Origin of the sequence: Chitinophaga sp. S165 (genome assembly GCF_003182155.1) — a bacterium.
Classification (GTDB): domain Bacteria; phylum Bacteroidota; class Bacteroidia; order Chitinophagales; family Chitinophagaceae; genus Chitinophaga.
This window is the reverse complement of record NZ_QGTG01000012.1, coordinates 127,050-148,710: the sequence shown is the minus strand read 5'-3', so window position 1 is coordinate 148,710 and position 21,661 is coordinate 127,050. Positions and strand designations below refer to the sequence as shown.

17 protein-coding genes are annotated in these 21,661 nt (G+C 44.8%); 10 read left to right on the top strand and 7 right to left on the bottom strand.

Going from position 1 to position 21,661, the window contains the following annotated elements; translation table 11 throughout:
- Positions 1 to 30 precede the first annotated feature (30 nt).
- The 3 genes from C7475_RS29950 to C7475_RS29940 form a co-directional block, all read right to left on the bottom strand.
- On the bottom strand, positions 31 to 1,704 hold the full coding sequence (locus C7475_RS29950; protein WP_110057118.1) for a C25 family cysteine peptidase: 1,674 nt from the start codon (positions 1,702 to 1,704) through the stop codon (positions 31 to 33).
- A gap of 354 nt (positions 1,705 to 2,058) precedes the next feature.
- Positions 2,059 to 3,069: a fatty acid desaturase gene (locus C7475_RS29945; protein WP_110057117.1), complete on the bottom strand. Its 1,011-nt coding sequence runs from the start codon at positions 3,067 to 3,069 to the stop codon at positions 2,059 to 2,061.
- Positions 3,070 to 3,113: 44 nt separating this feature from the next.
- The gene (locus C7475_RS29940) at positions 3,114 to 4,019 is read right to left on the bottom strand and encodes a lysophospholipid acyltransferase family protein (protein ID WP_110057116.1); all 906 of its coding nucleotides are present in this window, start codon (positions 4,017 to 4,019) and stop codon (positions 3,114 to 3,116) included.
- Positions 4,020 to 4,204: 185 nt separating this feature from the next.
- On the opposite strand from C7475_RS29940, the gene C7475_RS29935 reads away from it, so the two are divergent.
- The 3 genes from C7475_RS29935 to C7475_RS29925 all read left to right on the top strand — a co-directional run bounded on the left by C7475_RS29935 (position 4,205) and on the right by C7475_RS29925 (position 7,557).
- Entirely contained in the window at positions 4,205 to 5,548 is a 1,344-nt protein-coding gene (locus tag C7475_RS29935) for an alpha-L-fucosidase (protein WP_110057115.1), read from the top strand.
- Positions 5,549 to 5,908: 360 nt separating this feature from the next.
- Positions 5,909 to 6,619, top strand: a complete 711-nt coding sequence (locus tag C7475_RS29930) for a hypothetical protein (protein ID WP_110057114.1) — start codon at positions 5,909 to 5,911, stop codon at positions 6,617 to 6,619.
- Positions 6,620 to 6,636: 17 nt separating this feature from the next.
- Complete coding sequence (locus tag C7475_RS29925) at positions 6,637 to 7,557, top strand: c-type cytochrome (protein ID WP_110057113.1); 921 nt, start codon at positions 6,637 to 6,639, stop codon at positions 7,555 to 7,557.
- Positions 7,558 to 7,562: 5 nt separating this feature from the next.
- Here the strand turns inward: C7475_RS29925 and C7475_RS29920 are convergent, their stop codons facing one another.
- On the bottom strand, positions 7,563 to 8,384 hold the full coding sequence (locus C7475_RS29920; RefSeq protein WP_110057112.1) for a hypothetical protein: 822 nt from the start codon (positions 8,382 to 8,384) through the stop codon (positions 7,563 to 7,565).
- A 197-nt stretch (positions 8,385 to 8,581) separates the two neighbouring features.
- Between C7475_RS29920 and C7475_RS29915 the strand changes: the two genes are divergently transcribed.
- From C7475_RS29915 to C7475_RS29905, 3 genes are all read left to right on the top strand, one after another.
- Entirely contained in the window at positions 8,582 to 9,481 is a 900-nt protein-coding gene (locus C7475_RS29915) for a glycerophosphodiester phosphodiesterase family protein (protein ID WP_110057111.1), read from the top strand.
- A gap of 217 nt (positions 9,482 to 9,698) precedes the next feature.
- Complete coding sequence (locus C7475_RS29910; protein WP_110057110.1) at positions 9,699 to 10,193, top strand: hypothetical protein; 495 nt, start codon at positions 9,699 to 9,701, stop codon at positions 10,191 to 10,193.
- A gap of 63 nt (positions 10,194 to 10,256) precedes the next feature.
- Positions 10,257 to 11,597 carry a DEAD/DEAH box helicase gene (locus tag C7475_RS29905; protein WP_110057175.1) on the top strand — a complete coding sequence of 447 codons (1,341 nt, stop codon included), beginning with the start codon at positions 10,257 to 10,259 and terminating at the stop codon, positions 11,595 to 11,597.
- A gap of 66 nt (positions 11,598 to 11,663) precedes the next feature.
- Here the strand turns inward: C7475_RS29905 and C7475_RS29900 are convergent, their stop codons facing one another.
- Together C7475_RS29900 and C7475_RS29890 are read right to left on the bottom strand one after the other, a co-directional pair.
- Positions 11,664 to 13,922, bottom strand: coding sequence for a sugar-binding domain-containing protein (locus C7475_RS29900; protein ID WP_110057109.1), 2,259 nt, complete (start codon positions 13,920 to 13,922; stop codon positions 11,664 to 11,666).
- Positions 13,923 to 14,346: 424 nt separating this feature from the next.
- The gene (locus C7475_RS29890; RefSeq protein WP_110057107.1) at positions 14,347 to 15,681 is read right to left on the bottom strand and encodes a rhodanese-like domain-containing protein; all 1,335 of its coding nucleotides are present in this window, start codon (positions 15,679 to 15,681) and stop codon (positions 14,347 to 14,349) included.
- A 169-nt stretch (positions 15,682 to 15,850) separates the two neighbouring features.
- On the opposite strand from C7475_RS29890, the gene C7475_RS29885 reads away from it, so the two are divergent.
- The 3 genes from C7475_RS29885 to C7475_RS29875 all read left to right on the top strand — a co-directional run bounded on the left by C7475_RS29885 (position 15,851) and on the right by C7475_RS29875 (position 18,845).
- Complete coding sequence (locus C7475_RS29885; RefSeq protein ID WP_110057106.1) at positions 15,851 to 16,381, top strand: isoprenylcysteine carboxyl methyltransferase family protein; 531 nt, start codon at positions 15,851 to 15,853, stop codon at positions 16,379 to 16,381.
- Positions 16,382 to 16,497: 116 nt separating this feature from the next.
- A complete protein-coding gene (locus C7475_RS29880; RefSeq protein WP_110057105.1) occupies positions 16,498 to 17,817 on the top strand; it encodes a cytochrome ubiquinol oxidase subunit I in 1,320 nt (439 codons plus the stop codon).
- An 11-nt stretch (positions 17,818 to 17,828) separates the two neighbouring features.
- On the top strand, positions 17,829 to 18,845 hold the full coding sequence (locus C7475_RS29875) for a cytochrome d ubiquinol oxidase subunit II (RefSeq protein ID WP_110057104.1): 1,017 nt from the start codon (positions 17,829 to 17,831) through the stop codon (positions 18,843 to 18,845).
- 68 nt (positions 18,846 to 18,913) lie between these two features.
- On the opposite strand, the gene C7475_RS29870 is transcribed toward C7475_RS29875, so the two are convergent.
- The gene (locus C7475_RS29870) at positions 18,914 to 19,336 is read right to left on the bottom strand and encodes an immunity 22 family protein (protein WP_110057103.1); all 423 of its coding nucleotides are present in this window, start codon (positions 19,334 to 19,336) and stop codon (positions 18,914 to 18,916) included.
- An 846-nt stretch (positions 19,337 to 20,182) separates the two neighbouring features.
- Here C7475_RS29870 and C7475_RS29865 point away from each other — a divergent pair.
- Positions 20,183 to 21,583 carry a right-handed parallel beta-helix repeat-containing protein gene (locus C7475_RS29865; protein ID WP_110057102.1) on the top strand — a complete coding sequence of 467 codons (1,401 nt, stop codon included), beginning with the start codon at positions 20,183 to 20,185 and terminating at the stop codon, positions 21,581 to 21,583.
- The last annotated feature ends 78 nt before the right edge of the window (positions 21,584 to 21,661 follow it).

Here is a 21,661-nt window from a genome sequence, read left to right as displayed (position 1 = left end):
AACCGGCATTTGCCTGCTTTGTGGTGATTATCAGATGGTGAATCGGAAATAGGACCATTCGGACCAGGAGCAATAGCGGTCGCCCACTTTTGCTCTTACGCGCCAGCGTCCGGGTTGTGCGCCAACGAAATTGTGATTAAAAGTAGTTCCTGTAATGTTGTGGTATACGCCGAAACTGCGGAAAGATTGTGCTGCCCACTGACCGGCATTGACTGCGCCAAAGGCATCTACTTCCAGAGAATAGGTAACTCCGGGTATATTCACCGGCGCCCAGCGGAAGGTCATTGACCGTGGATAGTGATTGAATACTGATCCGTTAACTGGTTCCTGTAATCTTGGTACCGCACCTTTCCACCAGGTCAATGTAGGATCTCCCAATATACTCATGCCGTAGAACCATTGTCTTTCTCCCAGGTCATGATCTGCGCCACGGGCCTGCCACCATTCTGTCAGCGCCGTACCTATACAGCTACCTTTGCCAATAGGCTCGTAAAAGTCTGCAAAGAAAAGCATGGAACCCGTTTTAGTACTGCCCACAACAGTTAATCCCATATTGGTTTCTCCACCTGTCTTGTCAAAAATATACCAGCCGCCGAGATAGTCGTTCTCTGTAAAACGTGCCGTACTGCAACAGAACAGATTAAAGAAATTAGCGTTTGGACAACGTTCATCTCTGAAATAGGACCTGTCGATCCATTCTGTAGTACCTTCTGCCGGAACACGGAAAGAGTGTACGTGAGGAGATGAATGTGAACATAATTGCACGAAGGAGCGGGTCCTGTTAATTTCTGTTTTATACAGGTCAGCATCCGTAATGTCAGGGTTGGTGTATTTGGTGATATAGGCAGAAGGGGTCATCAGGTCCATCTCACAATCGTCAAAACCAGTCCAGTCATCTTCCACATATGCCAGCGCTGAACGGGAATGACCCAGTGAGCCAATACGGAACAAATGATTACGGTCAAAGTAATTATTGATCAGGGCTACATCATTGCCACCTGACGTTGGCGTCCAGATGCGTCCTACCCATATTTCGGGTGTAACATCGCCACTTACGGCATTGTATTTACCATCGCCATCAGCGTCTGTCCAGGTACCATTGGTATCCATATAAAACAGATCGCAGGGGAATTCGGAATGCGCGCCGTAAAAATCGTCGTCCATTTCAAACCAGGCCACAGGAATAGCGCCTACCATTACGACGCCTGCTGGCGCTTTGTCACGGATGTAATTCCGGATGTAGGCAGGTTTGCCACCTTTTACTACGTGAATGGTAGCCCAGAATCCGTCCCGGCCGAGGTCAAGTACATAACGGTCAATACGGTCTTTCACCTGTATATAGATATCTGCATGTACCATCACCAATACCTTTCCACGGGTAAACCGGAGCCTGTTATAGGTGTTCAGATAGCTTTCTCCGGCAGGGAAAGAAGGCCGGGGCTTTTCTTCTATCAATGGTGTCAGGTCCAGGAACTTCTTATAACGTAGCAGGTAGTCGCTATAGGTTTGCAGTTGTATATTTTCTTTGTCAGTCAGTTTCAGGTTACGGACGCTCTTATAGGCTTGTCCGAGTTTATAGTTACGGCCCACGGCTTCGAGGTTGAAGATGGTCCTGTCCTGTACGACTTGTGTGCGGATATGTTGCAGGTCAACAAGCGCCTGCTTTTCATCCGCCAATACCTGGTTTTTCTTCTCTTTAGACATTTTGGGGTTGTTTTGGTTGTTAACGATGAGAACAAAGTTAAGATGCTGAAAGGTAACCGGTTAGGTAGGAAATACGTGACTTCAGCGTATTTATACGTGAAAAGAAAGTGCGGGAGGGTAGGTGAGAAAGGGAATACAAACTGTAAAGTTTTTCTGTATTAAGGCTTGACCGGTTTTTTACCGCTTATATACCGCTTAGATACCGCTCATCCTACGTTAATCCTACGTTCATGAACGTAGGATTAACGTAGGATGAGCGGTATCTAAGCGGTACATAAGCGGTATCTGGACCTATTCAAAACGAAAAATACCAGTAAGGAACGGCTCGCTTACTATTTACGTATAGTGGCTCGCTCAAACTGCCATTGCGCGTGTTGGCACAGAAAGCGTCTGTAATTGCTTGATAGTGATCATTTTATTTGCTTCCGGACTCCATATTTTCAATTTCAGACAGGCAGCGATCGCTTTCGGAGAAAAGGACGTTGTTTTAGCCTGCTGTAATTCAGGAATTGCCGCCATTGTTTCGGGCAGGCGGTAAAATGGTATACGGGAGTTCAGGTGGTGAATATGGTGATAGCCGATATTACCGGTCACCCAATTCCAGAAAGCGTTCGTTTTCATATAACTTGAGGAAGCCATAGCGGCATTGTCATGACACCAGCCTTCTTTGTCCCTGAAGGTCACTCCGGGGAAGTTGTGTTGTGCGTAAAAGAGGTAAGCACCAATACCGCAGGCGATGAAAAACGGCACGACCAACAATAATACGAGGCTAAGCCAGCCCATATAAACAAACAGCAGGGTAGCTGCTACGAAATGAAGGATTAATGCCAGCAGCGAGTCCAGATGTCTGGAAGGGCTGCTTCTAAATGAGCGTACACACATACCTATCATAAACATGCTGAAATATCCGAACAGGATGGTTACCGGGTGACGGGCAGCCAGGTAAGAGCGCCTCTCAGCGGGAGTGGATTCCAGGAATTTCTGTTGCGTCATGATCGGATAGGAACCGATACTGGCTGTAAACAGTTTGGAATTGTGCGCATGGTGATAGTCATGCGAGCGTTTCCATATGCTGGCAGGAGCCAGAATAAAGACGCCGAAGGCGCTGAAAAGTACTTTTGCAGTCTTTGACTGGTAAAGGATGGTGTGATGCTGATAATCATGGTAGATCACAAACATACGGACGATCACCAGCCCTGACAGTATACTGCAGAGAATACGCAAAAGTAGCCAGGGAAGAAAGGCGGTCCCTGCAAAAAGTCCTGCCAGGATAACCGCAGTGGAGAAGGTATAATACCAGCTTTTCCAACGGGTTTCTTTTGCAAAAGGTTTTGTGGCAAGGATCAGTTGTTTTCCGGTTAGCATTGGTTCTGTAAGTAAAAAATCTATGTTGGATAGTGTATTGATAATCAGACGGCGGTCGCTTCGGCTGCTGGTTCTCTGACAGGTTCCGGACGTTTATGCTTCCATCTTCTGTGGCTCCATAACCAGATTTCAGGTTGAGCACAGATGTCCTGCTCCAGCGCTTTAGTATGGGCTGTGGTGATCTCACCATCTTTGGTGGATGCCGGCTGGTCAAATAGGGTACGTGCGGAAATTTCATAGTATCCACGTTTAACACGCTGTACCCGCACATATACCACGGGATAGTTCATTTTACGGGCAATCTTTTCCGTTCCCTGGAAAACCGGCGTATCCTGGTTAAGGAAGTTGGTCCAATAGGCGCTATTAGGTGCCGGAGTCTGATCGGCTATGAATGCTGTTGCATCCAGCTCATTTTTATGGGCGACCATATCACGGAAGGTATCTTTCATGCTGATAAGACCTGTACCAAAACGGGTACGCATGCGGTACATCAGCCCATTGAAGTATTTATTGCTGAGTGGATGGTATACCACGTAGAGATGATGTTTGCCCTGCAGGCTAAATGTGTTACCTGCCCATTCCCAGTTGCCATAATGACCCATTACGATCATAATGCTTCTGTTTTCGGCTGCAAACTTGTCAAACAGGGACTGTGCTTCCGGTGTCAGTTTGCAACGTCTGATAGCTGCCTTACGGGAGATGGTCAGCGTTTTAAACGTCTCCAGCAGCAGGTCGCAGAAATAACGGTAAAAATGGCGGCGGATCTGTTCGATCTCCTTCGCTGATTTTTCCGGAAAAGCGTTTTGCAGGTTCTGAAGTACTACCTTTTTACGATAACCGATTACATAGTAAAGCAATAGGAACATTATATCACAGACACCGTAAAATAACGGGAACGGTAATAGGGATATAAGATAGATAAACGGTAATACGATATAATAAGTCAGCATTGGCCCAAAAATACAAATTAAAAATTAATATAAAGCAATGTATTTTAGTTGTATATGCACTAAAATCCTTCCAGCTATATAGGTAACGGACATCCCTGTCACAACCCCCATCCGCACACCCGAATTTGCTTGTATTTGCTGGTATTTCTGTGTATTATTAGCATTCATGCAAAAGTGAACGAAATATGTTGAGACGAATTTTACCGGCAGTTTGCTGCCTTGTCATGTGTATCAATGCGAACGCACAAAAAACGGCCAATGATCCCGCGAAAGAAAAATGGTTTATGGACCTGGGCCTGGGAATGTTTATTCACTGGAGCGTAGATGTACAGGTTGGGGCGGTGATCAGCCACTCTATGGCTGGTGCTTCAGACGATTACCTGGAACGTTTTACTACCGAATTGCCCAAAACATTTAATCCCCATAAGTTCAATCCGGACGATTGGGCGGTGCTCGCTAAACTGGCCGGGATGAAATATATCGTCTTCACTGCCAAACATCACGCGGGATTTTGTATGTGGGATACCAAGACGACGCCTTTCAACATCATGAATACTCCCTTCAAAAAGGATGCTACCCGTGCTATTTTCGATGCTTTCCGTAAGCAGGGTATTGCTATAGGCGTCTATTTTTCTCCGGAAGATTTCTATTATCTCTACAAACATAAGGTGCCTATTGGCAGAATGCAGTTACCACAACATTTCCCTGAAAAGAACCCCGGACTGATGGCTTATGATAAGTCGCAGTTAAAGGAATTGCTGACCAACTATGGTAAGATCGACTTTATTTTCTTTGATGGACCGGCCGAAGGATTGAAGGAATATGCCTGGGAGCTACAGCCGGATATTGTAGTGACCCGCGGACAAATGCACACCCCTGAACAGGAACTGCCTGATGCGATAATGCCGGGACCCTGGGAGGCTTGCTTTACTATGGGTACGGACTGGCAATACAAGCCTACCAATGACCCGCAGAAGTCGGGAACGGAAATGATCAATATGTTGATCGAAACCCGCGCCAAAGGAGGAAATCTGTTACTGAACGTGGGGCCTAAACCTGATGGCGAGATCCAGATAGAACAGGAAGCGCTGCTGCGTGAACTGGCGCTCTGGAACCTGGCAAACGGAGAGTCGGTACAGGGAGTAAGACCCTGGAATATTGCACGGGAGGGAAACATATGGTTCACCCGGGGAACGGATACCAGTACTGTATACGCATTTGTACCCGGCGGGAAAGACTGGAAATATGGAGAAAGGAAAGACCTGGTGATCCGTTCACTGGAAGGCACGCCGAAAACTAAAGTGTCCATCCTGGGATATGCCAGTGAACTGGTCGAGTATAAGGAAGGATTTGACGCGGGGATCTATTCGCAGTCAACGCCAGTGGGACTGCTGATCAGTGCTGTGAACGGACAACGCTTCTATACCGACAGGAAATGGCCGAACCCTGTGGTGATAAAGATTGAAAACGTGAAATACCGTCCGGTAAGTGCAAATTATAAACAGAGTACTATCGACGGCGCTAAATAGAAAGTGAATATTCATCCGCCGGACTGTATGAGTATATACAGTCCGGCGGATTTTTTTTTGATACTCCCTGTATTGGTTATACGCTGTTACCAAAACCGATCAATATATCGTGCTGTTTCCGTATGTATGATTGATCGGCGTAATGTTACATAAGATAGTAATACTGAAACAGATAGATTGTTTTTTCAATTGGTGAAAATATTGATACTTTAATCAAAGTTCCCTATTTTTGTTCTGCTAATCACATCGATCCTACACTTCACATGTAACCGGCCTATTTCAGAAAAACCGATATAATCTGTTCCCCAAACAGCGAGGTATTGGTATGCCACAACACGACAATATCTAAATACTGACCATATGGAAAATTCAGACAAAGAACTGTTCACGAACCGTCGTGACTTCCTGGGTAAGATGATGCTGGGTGCAACCGCATTTGGTTTGCCTGCATTTGCATCGTTACCATTACATGCGGAAGCGCTTGCTTCTGCTGATGCTACTACTTCGGGGGGAGAAGATCCCGATGCCTGGATCAACAGCATCAAGGGAAAACATCGCCTGGTATTGGATGTGCCCCGCCCGCATGCTATATATCCTTTTGCATGGGCAAAGATATTTCTGTTAACCAATGAGGCGACAGGTGTACCCGAAAAGGATTGTGGTGTGGTTGTGGTGTTGCGGCATGATGCCATTCCTTACGCGATGAAAGATGAACTCTGGGCGAAGTATAAGTTAGGTGAGGTATTTAAAGCAGATGATCCGCTTACAAAGGCTCCCTCTACCAGGAACCCCTTCTGGCAGCCTAAGGAAGGCGATTTTAAAGTACCGGGAGTTGGCAACGTTAACATCGGTATCAATGAATTACAGGCAAGCGGCGTAATGTTCTGTGTGTGCAACATGGCATTAACAGTTTACAGCGCTGTCGTAGCCCAGCAGATGGGAGTTGAAGCCGAAGAAGTAAAGAAGGAATGGATAGCAGGACTGCTGCCGGGCATACAAATAGTTCCATCCGGTATATGGGCTATTAGCCGCGCGCAGGAAAAGAACTGTGGTTATTGTTTCGCCGGTTGATCCGTTAATCACGACCTATGCGATCTGTTGTGCTGATGCTGCTCATCTGTTGGGCAGTAGTTGTGATTGTCATGCATGAAACTTGCAGGAACACTGCAACGTATTGGACTCCTCCTGACACTGCCGATCTGCCCCAAACGGCCGGTGGTGAACTGATCTTATATGGCCGGGAGCTGATAGCGCGTACGGCTGTTTATCTGGGACCTGCTGGAAAGGTCGCTAATATCAGCAATGGAATGAATTGCCAGAATTGCCATCTCGATGCGGGTACGAAGTTCATGGGAAATAATTACGCGGCATCAGCAGCAAATTATCCACGGTTCAGGGAGCGGAGCGGTACCATAGAATCATTGGAGAAAAAAATCAACGACTGCTTTATCAGAAGTCTGAACGGCAGTCCGCTCGACAGTACCAGCAGGGAGATGAGGGCGATAGTAGCCTATATGCAATGGCTGGGAAAGGATGTGCCTAAAGGATTTAAACCACCGGGTAGTGGCATTAAAGAACTACGCTATCTCGAAAGAGCTGCTGATACAATAAGAGGGCGCCTCGTTTTTGAGCGCAACTGTGTGCAGTGTCATGGAAGTAATGGCGCGGGGAAATACGATTCAACGGCAATAAATTATTTGTACCCTCCTTTGTGGGGACCACATAGTTACAATACAGGTGCTGGTATTTTCAGGTTATCAAAGCTGGCCGGATACGTTAAAGCGAATATGCCTTTTGGAGATGCACATCTGAGTGAGGAAGAAGCCTGGGATGTAGCGGCGTTTATTAATTCTCAGCCGAGGCCTGTAAAGATATTTGAAGGCGATTGGCCGGTATTGTCTACTAAACCCGCGGATGTAGCTACTGGTCCGTTTCCTGATACATTCTCTGTCATGCAACACAGGTATGGGCCTTTTGGGCCTATTGTACAGAGTAGGAAAAAGAAATAGCCGTTTTATGTGCGGCTATTTCTTTTCCTTTCCCTCAATTGCTCTAATAAAATTTCATGCATTGGTTTTGGCTGGAATTTGTTAGGTACAAATCCGAACCAATACATTTTCCCATGTATTGGTTCAACGCGTATTATATCTTTTGGATGCACTCCTCCCAAGCCTCCATACTTTACAAGCGTAAGCATAACCTCATCTATTTCTTTGAATTTTGGTTTCTTTTTCCACTTCCACATATATGATTGATTTTTGGTAAAACTACTTAAATCTGTACTAATTTCGCTTTTGCTAATCGTTTTTTTATCATAGTTTATTTGCATCCAAATGCAATGCAGGTAAGGAATGCAAGCTAGTATTGCATAATGAAATGCCCGGTTATAATATGCAAATTTGCGTTGCAGTTTATTCTCATTTTTATTAATAGCATTCTCAAGTTCTACTATGTACGAATTCTTAATGATGGTGTCTGTTTTTTGAGGAAGGATACCTGCTTCTTCGTAGTTCTCTTTGAGTTCTCTGTAGTATATACGCGGAGCTCGCAGTACATCTGATGATACAGGTGACAACAACAATATGCAATTAACAATAGAAATGCTGAAAAGAATGCAGAATACATAAAATGAACAGTAATAGGACCAGTGCCACTGCTCTTTCGTAAAAAACAATGTCTGAATGATCGGTACCAGGAAAATGCATAATGCAGAATAGATCACCAGCAAAGTCGTAAACCGTTCGACACTTTTCTGATGAGCATTTGCATATTGCTCCAGCCGTTGTTCGTTGATTTCGATAATGTAATCGAGATCATAAAAAGATTTATTCCCCATAGTTGTCAGTTAACAATTCAATAAATACTAATTAGGGGAAATAAAGAGAAAGCATTCGCTATAACAGCGGATTCAAAAATATTATATTTTACATAGTAAAACAAAACTATAGAAAATTATTTGCTCATACACTTAACATTAAGATAATTTCAGTTTTCTTTTTTTAAATACCAACTTGCTTACATAACAGGACTATAATGAAACGTACTTTTCTCTCATTGATTGCAATTGTATCGATTGCTGCACATACTTCCGCTCAACAGAAAACAGATGTACAGGCGCATCGCGGCGGAAGAGGTTTAATGCCTGAGAATACCATTCCTGCCATGTTACATGCCATTGATCTCGGTGTCAGGACACTGGAGCTGGACTGTGTGATCTCTTCAGATAACAAGGTCGTAGTATCTCATGATGTATTCATGTCTTCCGCTTTTATCCGGAAACCGGATGGTACAGATATCACAAAGGAAGAGGAAAAACGATATGCATTGTACACGATGACCTATGATAGCATCCGTAAGTTTGATGTTGGTACGAAAACTCATGCGCAGTTCCCTGAACAGGTGAAAATGAAAGCATATAAGCCTTTGCTGGCAGACCTGATCGATAGCGTTGAAACCTATGTGAAGAAGCATCATCTGAAGCCGGTATATTATAACATTGAAACGAAATGTTCTCCGGAGGGTGATGGAAAATATCATCCTGCACCAGCTGTGTTTACTGGAATGCTGATGGACGTGATCAAGAAAAAGAAGATTGCCGGAAGAGTAACTGTACAATCTTTCGACGTGCGTACGTTACAGGTGATCCATAAAACTGATCCGAAACAGACATTGGCGCTGCTCATCATGAATAAGGAAACTTTTGCAGGCAACCTGGAGAAACTGGGATTCACACCCGCTATCTATAGCCCGTATTATTCTTTAGTGACGCCGGAGCTGATAAAAGAGGCGCATGACAAAAAGGTACAGGTATTACCCTGGACCGTAAACGAGGTGGCGGATATGGAAAAAATGATCTCCCTTCATGTAGACGGAATCATTACAGACTATCCTGACAGACTTGTAAAGGTTGCAGGCAGCTATCAGCAAAAATAGATCTATGAGTACTATAAATGGAGAAGGGAGCTTAGTCAGGCTCCTTTTTTTGTTAGCCTGGCTGAGCTAAATAATTGATTATCATGGATAGTTAAGTGTTTGGTGGAAATCGGGTCCCCATTACAGATGGATCGGGATAAGTTCTGTATAACTAAACAGCAACCGGGAGTAACATATATATTCTTAAGTTTATATATTTGTATTAAATATTTTTTTAATGGCATTCCGCGGGTTTCTTCCTTATATCGGCATTGTTGTGGGGTTTGGCGTAATTTACTGGTTAACAATGATGATCCCGAACAATATCTTATACCTGGGTTTCAAGAGCAGTTTGCTGGAGGCAGACAGAAAAACTATTTACCAGGAACACATCTTTACCTATGGCCTTAGTATTATATTGCTGATGCTGAACTTTGCGGAACTGTTATCTTCCAAAGAAGACCGTTACTGGTTGCGGATTATGAAATCCCTGTTGACAGTGATCTTTGCTTACGCCGCAGGGGCAGTGGTATTTCTATTGATGAATACCCAGGAATGGAATATGTACCTGTATTCCAGGGAGATACCAGCAGGTATCTTTTGTTGTATTACCCTGGCCATGACCATTGGGTTCCTGTTGGTCCTTCAGATATTTAGTCCCCTGATCAGGGCAAAGGCGGGTGCGGCTTTCCTGGAACATTACCTCCCTTCCTGGCTCCGGTTTGACAGATAATGCCCGTCCAATAATGAATGTGCAGGATTAGCAGTACCTTTGCCGTTCATTTTTATCAGTATTATGACTTTTGATGAATTAAACCTGAACCGGCCTTTATTAAATGCATTGAGTGATCTGGGGTATACAACGCCTACGGTCATTCAGCAGAAGGTCTTTTCAGTGGTAATGTCCGGGCAGGATGTATGTGGAATAGCCCAGACCGGTACAGGTAAAACATTCGCTTATCTGTTACCCTGTCTGCGACAGTTTAAGTTTTCCAAAGAACGTTTTCCGCAGCTGCTGGTCGTAGTGCCTACCCGTGAGCTGGTGGTGCAGGTTGTAGATGCAGTAAAACAGCTGACGCCATATATGAGTGTGGAGGTTGCGGGCTTCTACGGAGGTGTGAATATGAATCCGCAGATGGACATTGCGGCAGGTAAACTGGACGTTGTAGTGGCTACCCCGGGACGCCTTGTGGATATCGTGTTGAGCGGCACCCTGAAGCTAAAGGCTATCAAAAGGATTGTGATAGATGAAATGGATGAGATGTTGAACCTCGGATTCCGTCCGCAGATTCAGCATATCCTGGACCTGTTGCCTGTAAAACGGCAAAATCTGCTCTTCTCTGCTACTATTACTGAAGATGTAGAGAAACTGATAGAGACGCATTTTAATTTCCCGGTAACGGTAGAAGCTGCGCCGGTAGGTACGCCGCTGAAGAATATCGCCCAGACAGGCTACCATGTTCCTAACTTTTATACGAAGGTTAATTTGCTGGAGCTGTTGCTTGTAAAAGACAGCTCCATGACGAAAGTGTTGATATTCGTCGCTACAAAGGAAATGGCGAACCAGTTATATGAACAGCTGGAAGCAAAGTATCCTGAACAGGCGGGTGTGATCCACTCTAACAAAGAACAGAACCACCGTTTCAATACGGTGAAAAGGTTCAAGGATGGCACTTACAGGTTCATTATTGCTACGGATATTATAGCCCGCGGACTTGACATCGCAGAAGTATCGCATGTTATCAACTTTGATACGCCGGAAGTACCGGAAAGTTATCTGCATCGAATCGGTAGAACAGGACGTGCGGATAAAGAAGGAAACGCTATCATTTTTATTGCTGACAGAGAAAGGGAGCGCCAGGAGAAGATAGAGGCGTTGATGAACTACCAGATACCTATGGCACCATTACCGGAAGACCTGGTGATCTCCGATGTATTGACAGATGACGAAAAGCCGGAGGTGAAGATGAAGAACTTCCTCATCAAACTGCCTTCTATGGATGAATCAGGGCCTGCTTTTCATGAAAAGTCAGCGAAGAATAAAAAAGTGAATGTAAAGATCTCGCATGCGGATAAGATGAAGCTGAAATATGGCAAGCCCAAAACCAGAGGGGCAAAGCCAAAGAGAAAACGATAAAAAGAATGAGCATAAAGAAGGCGCCCTTTGTAACGGGGCGCCTTCTTCGTTATATGTCGGTTGCTGTTATGGCCAGGTATTTTCTCCTTTTTGCATTTTATCCATTACCACCTTATAATCGGGTTGTTCATTTTCAGGCGCCAGGACAACTGCTTTATCCATCCATTTCAAGGCTTCTTCTTTATTGCCCAGTTTATATAACAGGTTAGCATAAGTGCTCATTGTAAAGGAGTTTCTTTCCATGTCTACCGCTTTTTCCATCCATTTTAGTGCCTGGTTCAACAAGGTAGGATCATCAGTGCCTTCGAAAACTTTCTTTGAAATGCTGCTGATCTTAGCCGGGGAAAAACTGGTACCGCCACTGCTTAGATAATCGGTCAGGGTATCAGTCAGTATTTTGTAATTCCTGGTTTTCTTTACATCTGCATCCATTTCCAGCAGTGCAAGGAACTGACGGCGGTGTGGATCGGGAATAGAGGTCGTATCTGCATTTTTCAACGCCAGCGTTGGCAGCAGCAGTTTGCTACGGTCCTGGGCGATGAAAGGAGCATGGATATTACGTAGTATTTCTAATGGAACTTTCACGACCTCTCTGTCGTAGGTGATCAACCCGTTTTCTTCTATTTCAACATCAAAAGGTTCTGTATAGATTGATCCCGACTGTCCAGCGCTTTCATATTCCTTCAGGCGTTTAACCATGGAAGAATATTTATCGGTCATCTCGGAAGGGGTGATCTTAACATATCCCCATCCTGCAGCAGCATTCCATTGATGTCCTTTTACGGGTACGCCTACGCCGCCCCATTCGCCCAGTACCCTGGCTTTACCGGGAAGGGGAGGAGCGATGCCCGGACCAGGATAGTCATGTATGTCCGTAAGGTCACTGTTAGCCCATTTGCCTGCCATGTCCTGCGGACCGTCCTTCCCATAGTTTTCACCGGTATGGCCATTGACAAGCCGGGTATGGTCCCTTTCCTGCAGCCATTGCGTGAGGCGGGGCTGATCGTAAGTGTACCATCCCTCATTGAACAATACCCAGCAGATGATAGAAGGATAGTTGTACAACTGGTCTACATTGGCTTTGTTTTCGGCCTCAAAAGCAGTTTTGGCATCCGGTTCCAGGCTGGCGCAGGTAACCATATCCTGCCAAACCAGCATGCCCAGTTTGTCTGCGTGATAATACCAGCGGGCCGGTTCTATTTTGATATGTTTGCGGATGGTATTGAATCCCATACCTTTTATTGCGGCAATATCAAACCGCAGTGCTTCGTCGGTAGGGGCGGTATATATTCCATCCGGCCAGAAGCCCTGGTCCAGTACCCCTAGATTATAAGTATAGGTGTTATTGAGGAAAATGCGTTCCTGTCCTTTGTCGTCCTTCCTGATCTCTATTTTACGCATGCCGAAATAGGATGTCACCTGGTCTACTACGACATTATTTTTCAGTAGTTTAACCGATAAGTCGTAGAGGAACGGATCTTCGGGACTCCAGAGGTGCGCATGTTGCAGCTGCAGTTTGAGGGGCCTATTGGCGGGGCCTTTTACAGTACTGACCGGTTTTCCTGCCGTACTGGCTGTGGCTTCAATGGTATAATCACTGTTGCCGGAGGTCTGAGCAGTGAGTGAGAGGTAGCCGCCGTCGACTTCGGGAGTGGTCGCAAGGCCGGTAATAGAAACAGAGGGTACGGTTTCCAGCCATACCGTCTGCCAGATGCCGGTAGTCGCAGTGTACCGGATGCCTTTCGGGGCCAATACCTGTTTGCCGTGAGGATTGGGTCCCTGATCCGTAGGATCGTAAACATCTAATACCAGCTCGTTTTTACCATTGACCAGTAGCGGGGTGACGTCAAAAGAGAAGTTCTGGTAGCCGCCGGTATGTTGCCCTGCTTCCTTCCCATTTACATACACCTTCGTTTGCCAGTCAACTGCCCCGAAGTGCAATAATACTCTTTCTCCGTCCTTTTTGGCCGGGCGGTCAAAGCTGCGCTTGTACCATAGGCGTTGGGTTGGCAATACCGGCTTTTTAACGCCTGACAGGGCTGATTCTACAGAAAAAGGCACAAGGATCTCCCCGTCAAAGGAGGCAGGTTGCGCTGCTGCCTTGTCTGTAATAGCATATTGCCATAGTCCGTTCAAGTTGACCCATTGTTTGCGCCCCATATGGGGACGGGGATATTCCGGCAACACATTCGTGGGAGTGACCTCCTTGGCCCAGCGGGTCTGTATAGCGACAGGCTGCATCTTCCAGGAGGACTGGCTATAGCTGCCGGCATAGATTATACAGGAGAGGCCTGACAGCAGAATGGTTTTTACAAGACGTTTCATCTATAAAGTGCAGGTGGTTTAAGTCTGGCAATATAACTGACCATCCGGCAATGCTGCCGCAGTATAGTTATACTGTCCGGTTAGATAATACTCCGTGGCTGCACAGGAAATGAATATGCTTCAGGATTAAAAGTACGCTTTATACATGGCTTATACCCGACGCATACATGACGTATCCATGCTTCATGGGTGGACTTGAGGAGGTGTACAGGACTAAAAGTACGCTTTATACATGGCTTATACCCGACGCATACATGACGTATCCATGCTTCATGGGTGGACTTGAGGAGGTGCACAGGACTAAAAGTACGCTTTATACATGGCTTATACCCGACGTATACATGACGTATCCATGCTTCATGGGTGGACTTGAGGAGGTAAAAGCGCGCTTTATGTAACCATAACACTCATCACAATACGGTTGTCAGAAGGATTTGATATGTTCGCCGATATCGGTAATCTCCATATTATCCGGCAAGGCAGCTTCCAGAATGCTGCTGGCTGCCGCACTGCGGTATCCTCCGGCACAATGGACGGCGATAGGTTTATCCAGCGGTATTTCCTTCAGCCTCAACCGTAACTCCGGAAGGGGAATATTGATGGCATGGTCGAATATCTGCCGGTGTTTCACCTCGGAAGCATTACGGACATCGATGATAGTAAATTCATCAAGGTGCTGTTTGAAGTATTCTGCGTCAAAAGGCGTCTGTTTTTCAGAACTGGTGCGCATAATAAGCCCGGCTTTGATGAAGGGCTCATAGCCGATACTGGCAGCGCGTTCCAGGGCCTGCTGCAGGGTAGCCATATCAGCGGCCAGCAGGTAGAACGGCTCATTGGGAGGTAGTATAGATCCTAACCATGTTTCAAATTTGCCTTTCAACATCAGGTTAAAGGAGCCGGACAGGTGTCCTTCTTTAAAGTCAGCCGCAGGCCGGGTATCTATCACGATCTCATCGGGTATGAAGCCGGCGTCCGGTTTAGTAATGTGGATCGTTGATAGGGAGGCTTGCAACGCCGGTGCGCCCTGCCGGTTCACCTCCACGTCATATGGAAAGTATTGCGGAATGAATGGCGGGTCTTCCAATAATTTGGCCACAAACTGATCAACATTCATTTTCTGCAATGACCAGTTGTTTTTCCTTTCCTCGCCAATGGTAGACTGATTGGCATCCCGCAGGTCCTTTCCGCAAAGCGTGCCGGCTCCGTGAGCCGGATAAACGATCAGATGGTCTTCGAGGGGCATTAGTTTTTCGCGGAGGGAATGGTACATCTGTCTGGCAAGCTCCATGCGCAGTGCTTTCTGATTACCGGTATTTTCCCGCAGGTCAGGTCTGCCGCAATCACCAATAAAAAGGGTGTCGCCGGTAAATACCGCATGATCTTTTCCATTATACGTGAGGAGCACGGAAATGCTGTCGGGAGAGTGGCCGGGAGTATTGATCGCTTTAAAGGAGACCGGTCCGGATGTAATGGTTTGTCCGTCGTCAAAAGCCTGATGTGGATAAGCTGCTCCCGTTTGCGCCGAGCAATAAATAATGGCGCCTGTTTGTTCATGTAATTCCTTGTGACTGCTGATGAAATCAGCGTGTGGATGTGTTTCTATGACTGCAATGATCTTTGCATGGCAGGCGGTGGCGTATTCCAGGTAAGGACGGATGTCCCTGGCCGGATCGATAAGGATAACAGCTGATTGGTTTTCGCTAAGAACAGCGTATGAATACTGTGATAGTGCTTTATCTTCAAATTGTTTAATCTTCATGGTTATTGTGTTTTGAATGCCTTTAATAAGGAGGATGGTCTTTTATGGTGCTGCTCGTGTAAACGATTTAATTGCTGGTCTGATAGTGCAAATATTGGTCCGGACAGATACATGTCAGTGCATGAAAAGAATTACGTTATTTTGTGATATAAATGTTTAATAATTACTCATGAATACCATTATTCTAACCGTATTTTTCTTAACCGTTCTTCTACGTCTTGTCAGCATGGTTATTTCCGGGATCAATGAACGCAAGCTCAAAAAAATGGGAGCTGTGGAATATGGCAAGCGGAATTCGATGTTCCTGATAGTAGCCCACATATTGTTCTATCTTTCCTGTATCACCGAGGGGGCACTAAAAGGAGCATTCTTTTATGACAATATAAGTTATGCGGGATTGGCTATCTTTGTGGCATCTGTAGCGGTATTATACTATGTAATCTATTCTATAAGGCATATCTGGACATTGAAACTGATCCTCGCTCCTCCCGGTTATCATACAATTAACAAATCAGCATTGTTCAGGATCGTAAGACATCCTAACTATTATTTAAGTGTGATACCGGAACTGGTCGGTTTTGCGATATTCTTTCATGCATGGGGTACGTTGTTGATAGGGATGGCTATTTATCTGATCCCGTTGGTGAACCGGATAAGGGAAGAGGAAAAGGTAATGAAATTGGAGTTTAACGATTATTAATATGAAAGCGCTAATACAACTTAGCGCTTTTTTTATATCTGTTTGTACTGAAATGATATTTGTCATAGTCGCCTGTTGTGTATTTAGTAGTTTTGACATGTAAATTGAAATTGCCAATGGATGATTTTATAGCTGCCAGGTCTCAGATGGCGCTGTCATTAGGTTTCCATATTGTGTTCTCCTGTATCGGTATGGTAATGCCTTTTTTTATGGCGGTTGCGCACTTTTACTGGCTCAGGACCAACGACGTTGTATACAGGAACATTACGAAAGCATGGAGCAAAGGGGTGGCTATTTTTTTCGCCACAGGGGCAGTATCTGGCACTGTACTCTCTTTTGAACTGGGATTGTTATGGCCGGAGTTTATGAAACATGCAGGCCCGATATTCGGCATGCCGTTTTCACTGGAAGGAACAGCGTTTTTCATAGAGGCGATTGCGTTAGGATTCTTTTTGTATGGATGGGGAAGATTTAATAAGTGGTTCCACTGGTTCACCGGTGTGGTAGTAGGAGTAAGCGGATTGGTGTCGGGAATACTGGTAGTAGCTGCCAACGCCTGGATGAACAGTCCGGCGGGATTTGATTATGTGAATGGGCAGTATCTGAATATAGATCCTATACAGGCAATGTTTAATGATGCATGGTTCTCTCAGGCATTGCATATGTGTATTGCAGCCTTTGTGGCCACGGGATTTGCAGTGGCGGGCATTCATGCGTTAATGATCCTTAAGAAAAAGAACGTACGTTTTCATATGCAGTCTTTCAGGATAGCAGCTGTTTTTGCCTGTGTGGCGGCATTGCTTCAGCCATTGAGCGGAGATATCTCTGCGAAGGATGTGGCAAAAAGGCAACCGGCTAAGCTGGCGGCTATGGAGGCGCATTTTCATACGGAGGCGGCTGCACCGCTGATAGTAGGAGGTATACCGGACAGTAAAGCGAAGGAAGTAAAATATGCGCTTAAATTACCGGGGATGTTGAGCTTTATGGTGCACAGCGACTTCCAGACACCGGTAACCGGACTGGATAAAATTCCGGAGCAGGACCAGCCTCCGGTTGCGATCACACACTTCGCATTCCAGATAATGGTGGGGCTGGGAGTATTGATGTTGCTAATATCCCTGTGTTATTTTGTAGCAATCTGGAAGAAGAAAAGCTGGCTACAGCATAAATGGCTGTTACGCTTATTTGTACTGGCTACGCCAATGGGATTCATTGCAGTAGAGGCAGGATGGACAGTAACAGAGGTAGGACGTCAACCGTGGATCATTAATGGTATTATGCGCACAGCAGATGCCGTTACGCCAATGCCGGGGATCGTTTATTCTTTCTACATTTTCACTGCAGTATATATATCCTTGTCGCTGATAGTAACGTTCCTGCTGTACCGGCAGATCAAAATGGTGGATAAATTGTATGATGTTTCACCGACAGCTTAAATTTCAGTATCATGATTTACGTAGTGATCGCTTTTTTATGGGCAGCCATTTTGTTATATATATTATTGGGAGGAGCAGACTTTGGAGCGGGGATCATTGAATTATTCACATCAAGTAAGAATAAACAATATACGCGTACGACCATGTACCAGGCGATAGGCCCGGTTTGGGAGGCAAATCATATGTGGCTGATCATTGCCATTGTTGTATTATTTGTTGGTTTCCCGGAGATCTATACAACAGTGTCTACGCATCTGCATATTCCGCTGGTGATTATGTTGTTCGGTATTATTGCCAGAGGCACTGCTTTTACATTCAGGAATTATGATGCAGTAGTGGATAATATGCAGAAGGTCTACAATAAGATCTTTGTGTATTCAAGTTTTGTAACGCCATTTTTCCTGGGAGTGATCGCCGCTAGTGCAGTATCGGGTAAAATAGATACCAGTGCAGCAGACTTTGGCGCTGCTTATATCTTTAGTTGGCTGAACTGGTTTTCTGTAACGGTCGGCTTTTTTACGGTAGCCATTTGCGGTTACCTGGCGGCCATCTTTATTATCGGGGAAACAAAAGATGATGCCAGTCGTATCCGTTTTATCAGGAAGGCCAAACAGATGAACGTAGCGGCGGGAATATTAGGTGCATTGGTATTCTGGGTAGCGCATAGTGAAGGGATCCCTCTTAACGAATGGCTGTTTGATAGTGCAATAGGCGTGATTGCGCTGGTCGCAGCGTTGCTTTCGCTGGCACTGCTGTGGTACCTGTTGTTGAAGAAAGGCAAAGTATATATTATCCGTGTGCTGGCGGGATTTCAGGTAACTATGATACTCCTGGCCATTACCTTAAGGCATTATCCAAATATTGTGATCCTGAAAGGAGGGAAGTATCTTTCGTTAATGGAACACGCAGGACAGGAGAAAACGATCTACTCATTAGGAATGGCGTTGTTGCTGGGCAGCGTCTTTATCCTACCGGCCTTATTTTACCTGATCTACAGTTTTCAGAAGAATAAAGGACAATGGCATTAGTCTTAAATAAACGAAGGTCTCGCATATAGTGAGACCTTCGTTTATTAGTACCCTCTTTTAGAACCAGGTCACTGGTTTTCGATCTCAAATTTTATAGTACCAATAAAACTGAATGGCAGCGGTTTCCTGGGCATTTCAACCAGCGAGAATATATGCTCGTTGATGGTGCCATATACATCCTGTTTGCCATACAGGAATATGATCGTATTGTGCGCTGATAGTGATGCATGATTGAGAAGCGGTGTGAGGTCCTGTTTGAAGTATTCACTGAAGGACACGCCACTGATGATCTCTTCAGCCTTCATTGTATCGGTGAAAGATGTATGTTCGAGGAAGTCACTGTCAAAGTGTTTCAAGCCGACAGCATCGCCAAATCCTGACTGGCGGCTGCCATCTTCATCGTATGTTACTTCCAGGTAATGATGCAGTTCTTTCTCGTGGTTAAAATTTGCCAGCCAAACTGCAACGACATATTGCGCTTTCGTCCTCATATAAAGATGTTTTGCTGAATAAAAGGCTTTTCAAAAATGATTATACGGTAGTGCTTGCAAAAACGGTTCCAGATGTGTTGTTTGTTAATTATCAGTTCGTTATGGTTCGTTGAGAAGATTAGTTTGATAGATCTTTCCCGAATGGCTCATTAGGGATTATGCAATTTTATTACGTTTTGTTTAAATTATTTACTTCAAAAGAGGATAAACTATTGCTCATCGGAATATAAATAGTGATAACAAAAAGGTGGTTTCCGGGACGCTCATATTTCACGTGTATAGTCTACGTTGTTCTGGTCTATAAGGCTGGATCTTTCGTATAAAGACCAGCAATTATTAGAATTCAGTTATGTATTATATATTTCTTTTGTATATCCCTTGTCGTTAGAAGTGAGTGTAAATAAATACAGACTTTGCCGTTAGAAAATGGCTGATTTTAAATATATTCTTCTCCGTTACAGAATAAGCGGTCTAATTTTTCCAAGTCAAAATCAGTTTAGAATAAATTAACACATTATATAAATTTATGTATATTTATTTTGTATATTAGTTATTGATAGTCTGGCTTTTGGGGCGAAAAAAAAGTTTTATTCCGGGCATAATATTTTAACTTCGCTCCCGTTTTGGAGAAAGTACTTTTGCTTATTTTTTGAAAACATCTAAAAAAAAAGGGGGTATTGTTATAAGTTAAATGCATTGCAGAGAAAATTTGCCAAATTTTTGAGAAAATCTAGAGTAAAACAACATTAGAGGTATTTTTAATATTTAAACCATATCACTAGAGCCGCTTGCAGGGGGAAAAACGCAAGATGGCGGCTTGCATGACCATAACATTATAGAAAAACCATGAAAATTACACACAACTACCGCAGGCATACGCTTATTGCCGCAGCAGCACTATTATCGTTTGTTGCAGGATGTAAAAAAGAAGCAGACGAAAGCATTGATAAGACGATCGAAAATTCAGCAACGAGTGTTACCGCTACAACTGGAAGGACTTTTACGTTGGTACCGGATGCGAACGGAAGATTGATCATAGACAATAAGAATGGTACTTACAAGCCGGGTGACATTATAAACCTGAAAGGGACATTTAAAGCGGTTTTTATTTCTAACATGAGTGGAACGGCAGCAGCTCCGATCACTTTCCGTAATCCAGCAGGCGTAATTTCCTATTTTGGAGATCCTTCATGGAGTGGTGGTGGTTATCCATGCGCACTTGACTTTTCAAATTGCCACTACATTAAACTAGGTAGCCCGAATGGTAAAGCTTATTTCGTAGTGAATGGTTCTACCAGCGCTGCGAGAGAAGCCTACTTCAACATTCACCTGGGCAACCATACTGACAACTTCGAGATCTACAATCTGAGCATCAACAATGGTGGTACAGGTATCGTAGCGAAGACAGAACCAGTTAAAGGCGATGCATCTACTGCGTATCCTAACTCAACTATGTACAACTTGTCCATCCACGGTATTTCCATCAACAATACCAGGAACGAGGCGATGTATCTCGGTCACACTGCAACCTATTGGGACCTTACGGCGTGGGTGCCTTACTATGGTACTACAGCAGGTATGACTGCAGGTCACACATACGTACAGCCAATCAAATGGAATGGTGTGAAAATCTACAGCAACACTGTATCTAACAGTGGTCTGGATGGTATTCAGACATCTGCGATGGACAACGTTGAAATCTATGGTAACACCGTGACGAATTGGGCTACACAGCACAACTCGGCTCACAATGGTGGTATCCTGATCGGCGGACGTACAACCGGTACCAATACGCACGACAATATCGTTCGTAACGGTTGGGGTGAACTGTGCCAGTTCTATGGTTCAGGTACGGCTCACATTATCAAGAACAACCTGTTCGCTGATAATGAAGGTGACGGCGTAAGCATGAGAGGTGCTGCCGGAGCTAGCGTACAGTTTTTGAACAATACTGTTGCTAACACCAAAGGTAATAACCTCCGTATCAACGGTTACAGCGGCCAGACCGGTAAGAACATTGTGAATGGCAATGTGTTCATCGCTCCGGTAAAAGGCGTTGGTACGATCTACACTAAATACTACATCTATCTTGAGAATGGTGCAGTTGTAACTGAAGGAACAGGCTCACTGGCGAACTTCAAGTTCCCTACAGTGGCTAAAGCCGGTACTTCTGCCAGCAGCTTGTACCAGATCACAAACAAGACGCTTACTGGCGGTTACACTGCCGGGTTTGTGAAAAAACTCTAGTAGGCCAATAATTACGAAATAGCATCATGATTTGAATACTATGGGTGATCCTCGTATCAAATCATGATGCTAACCGTA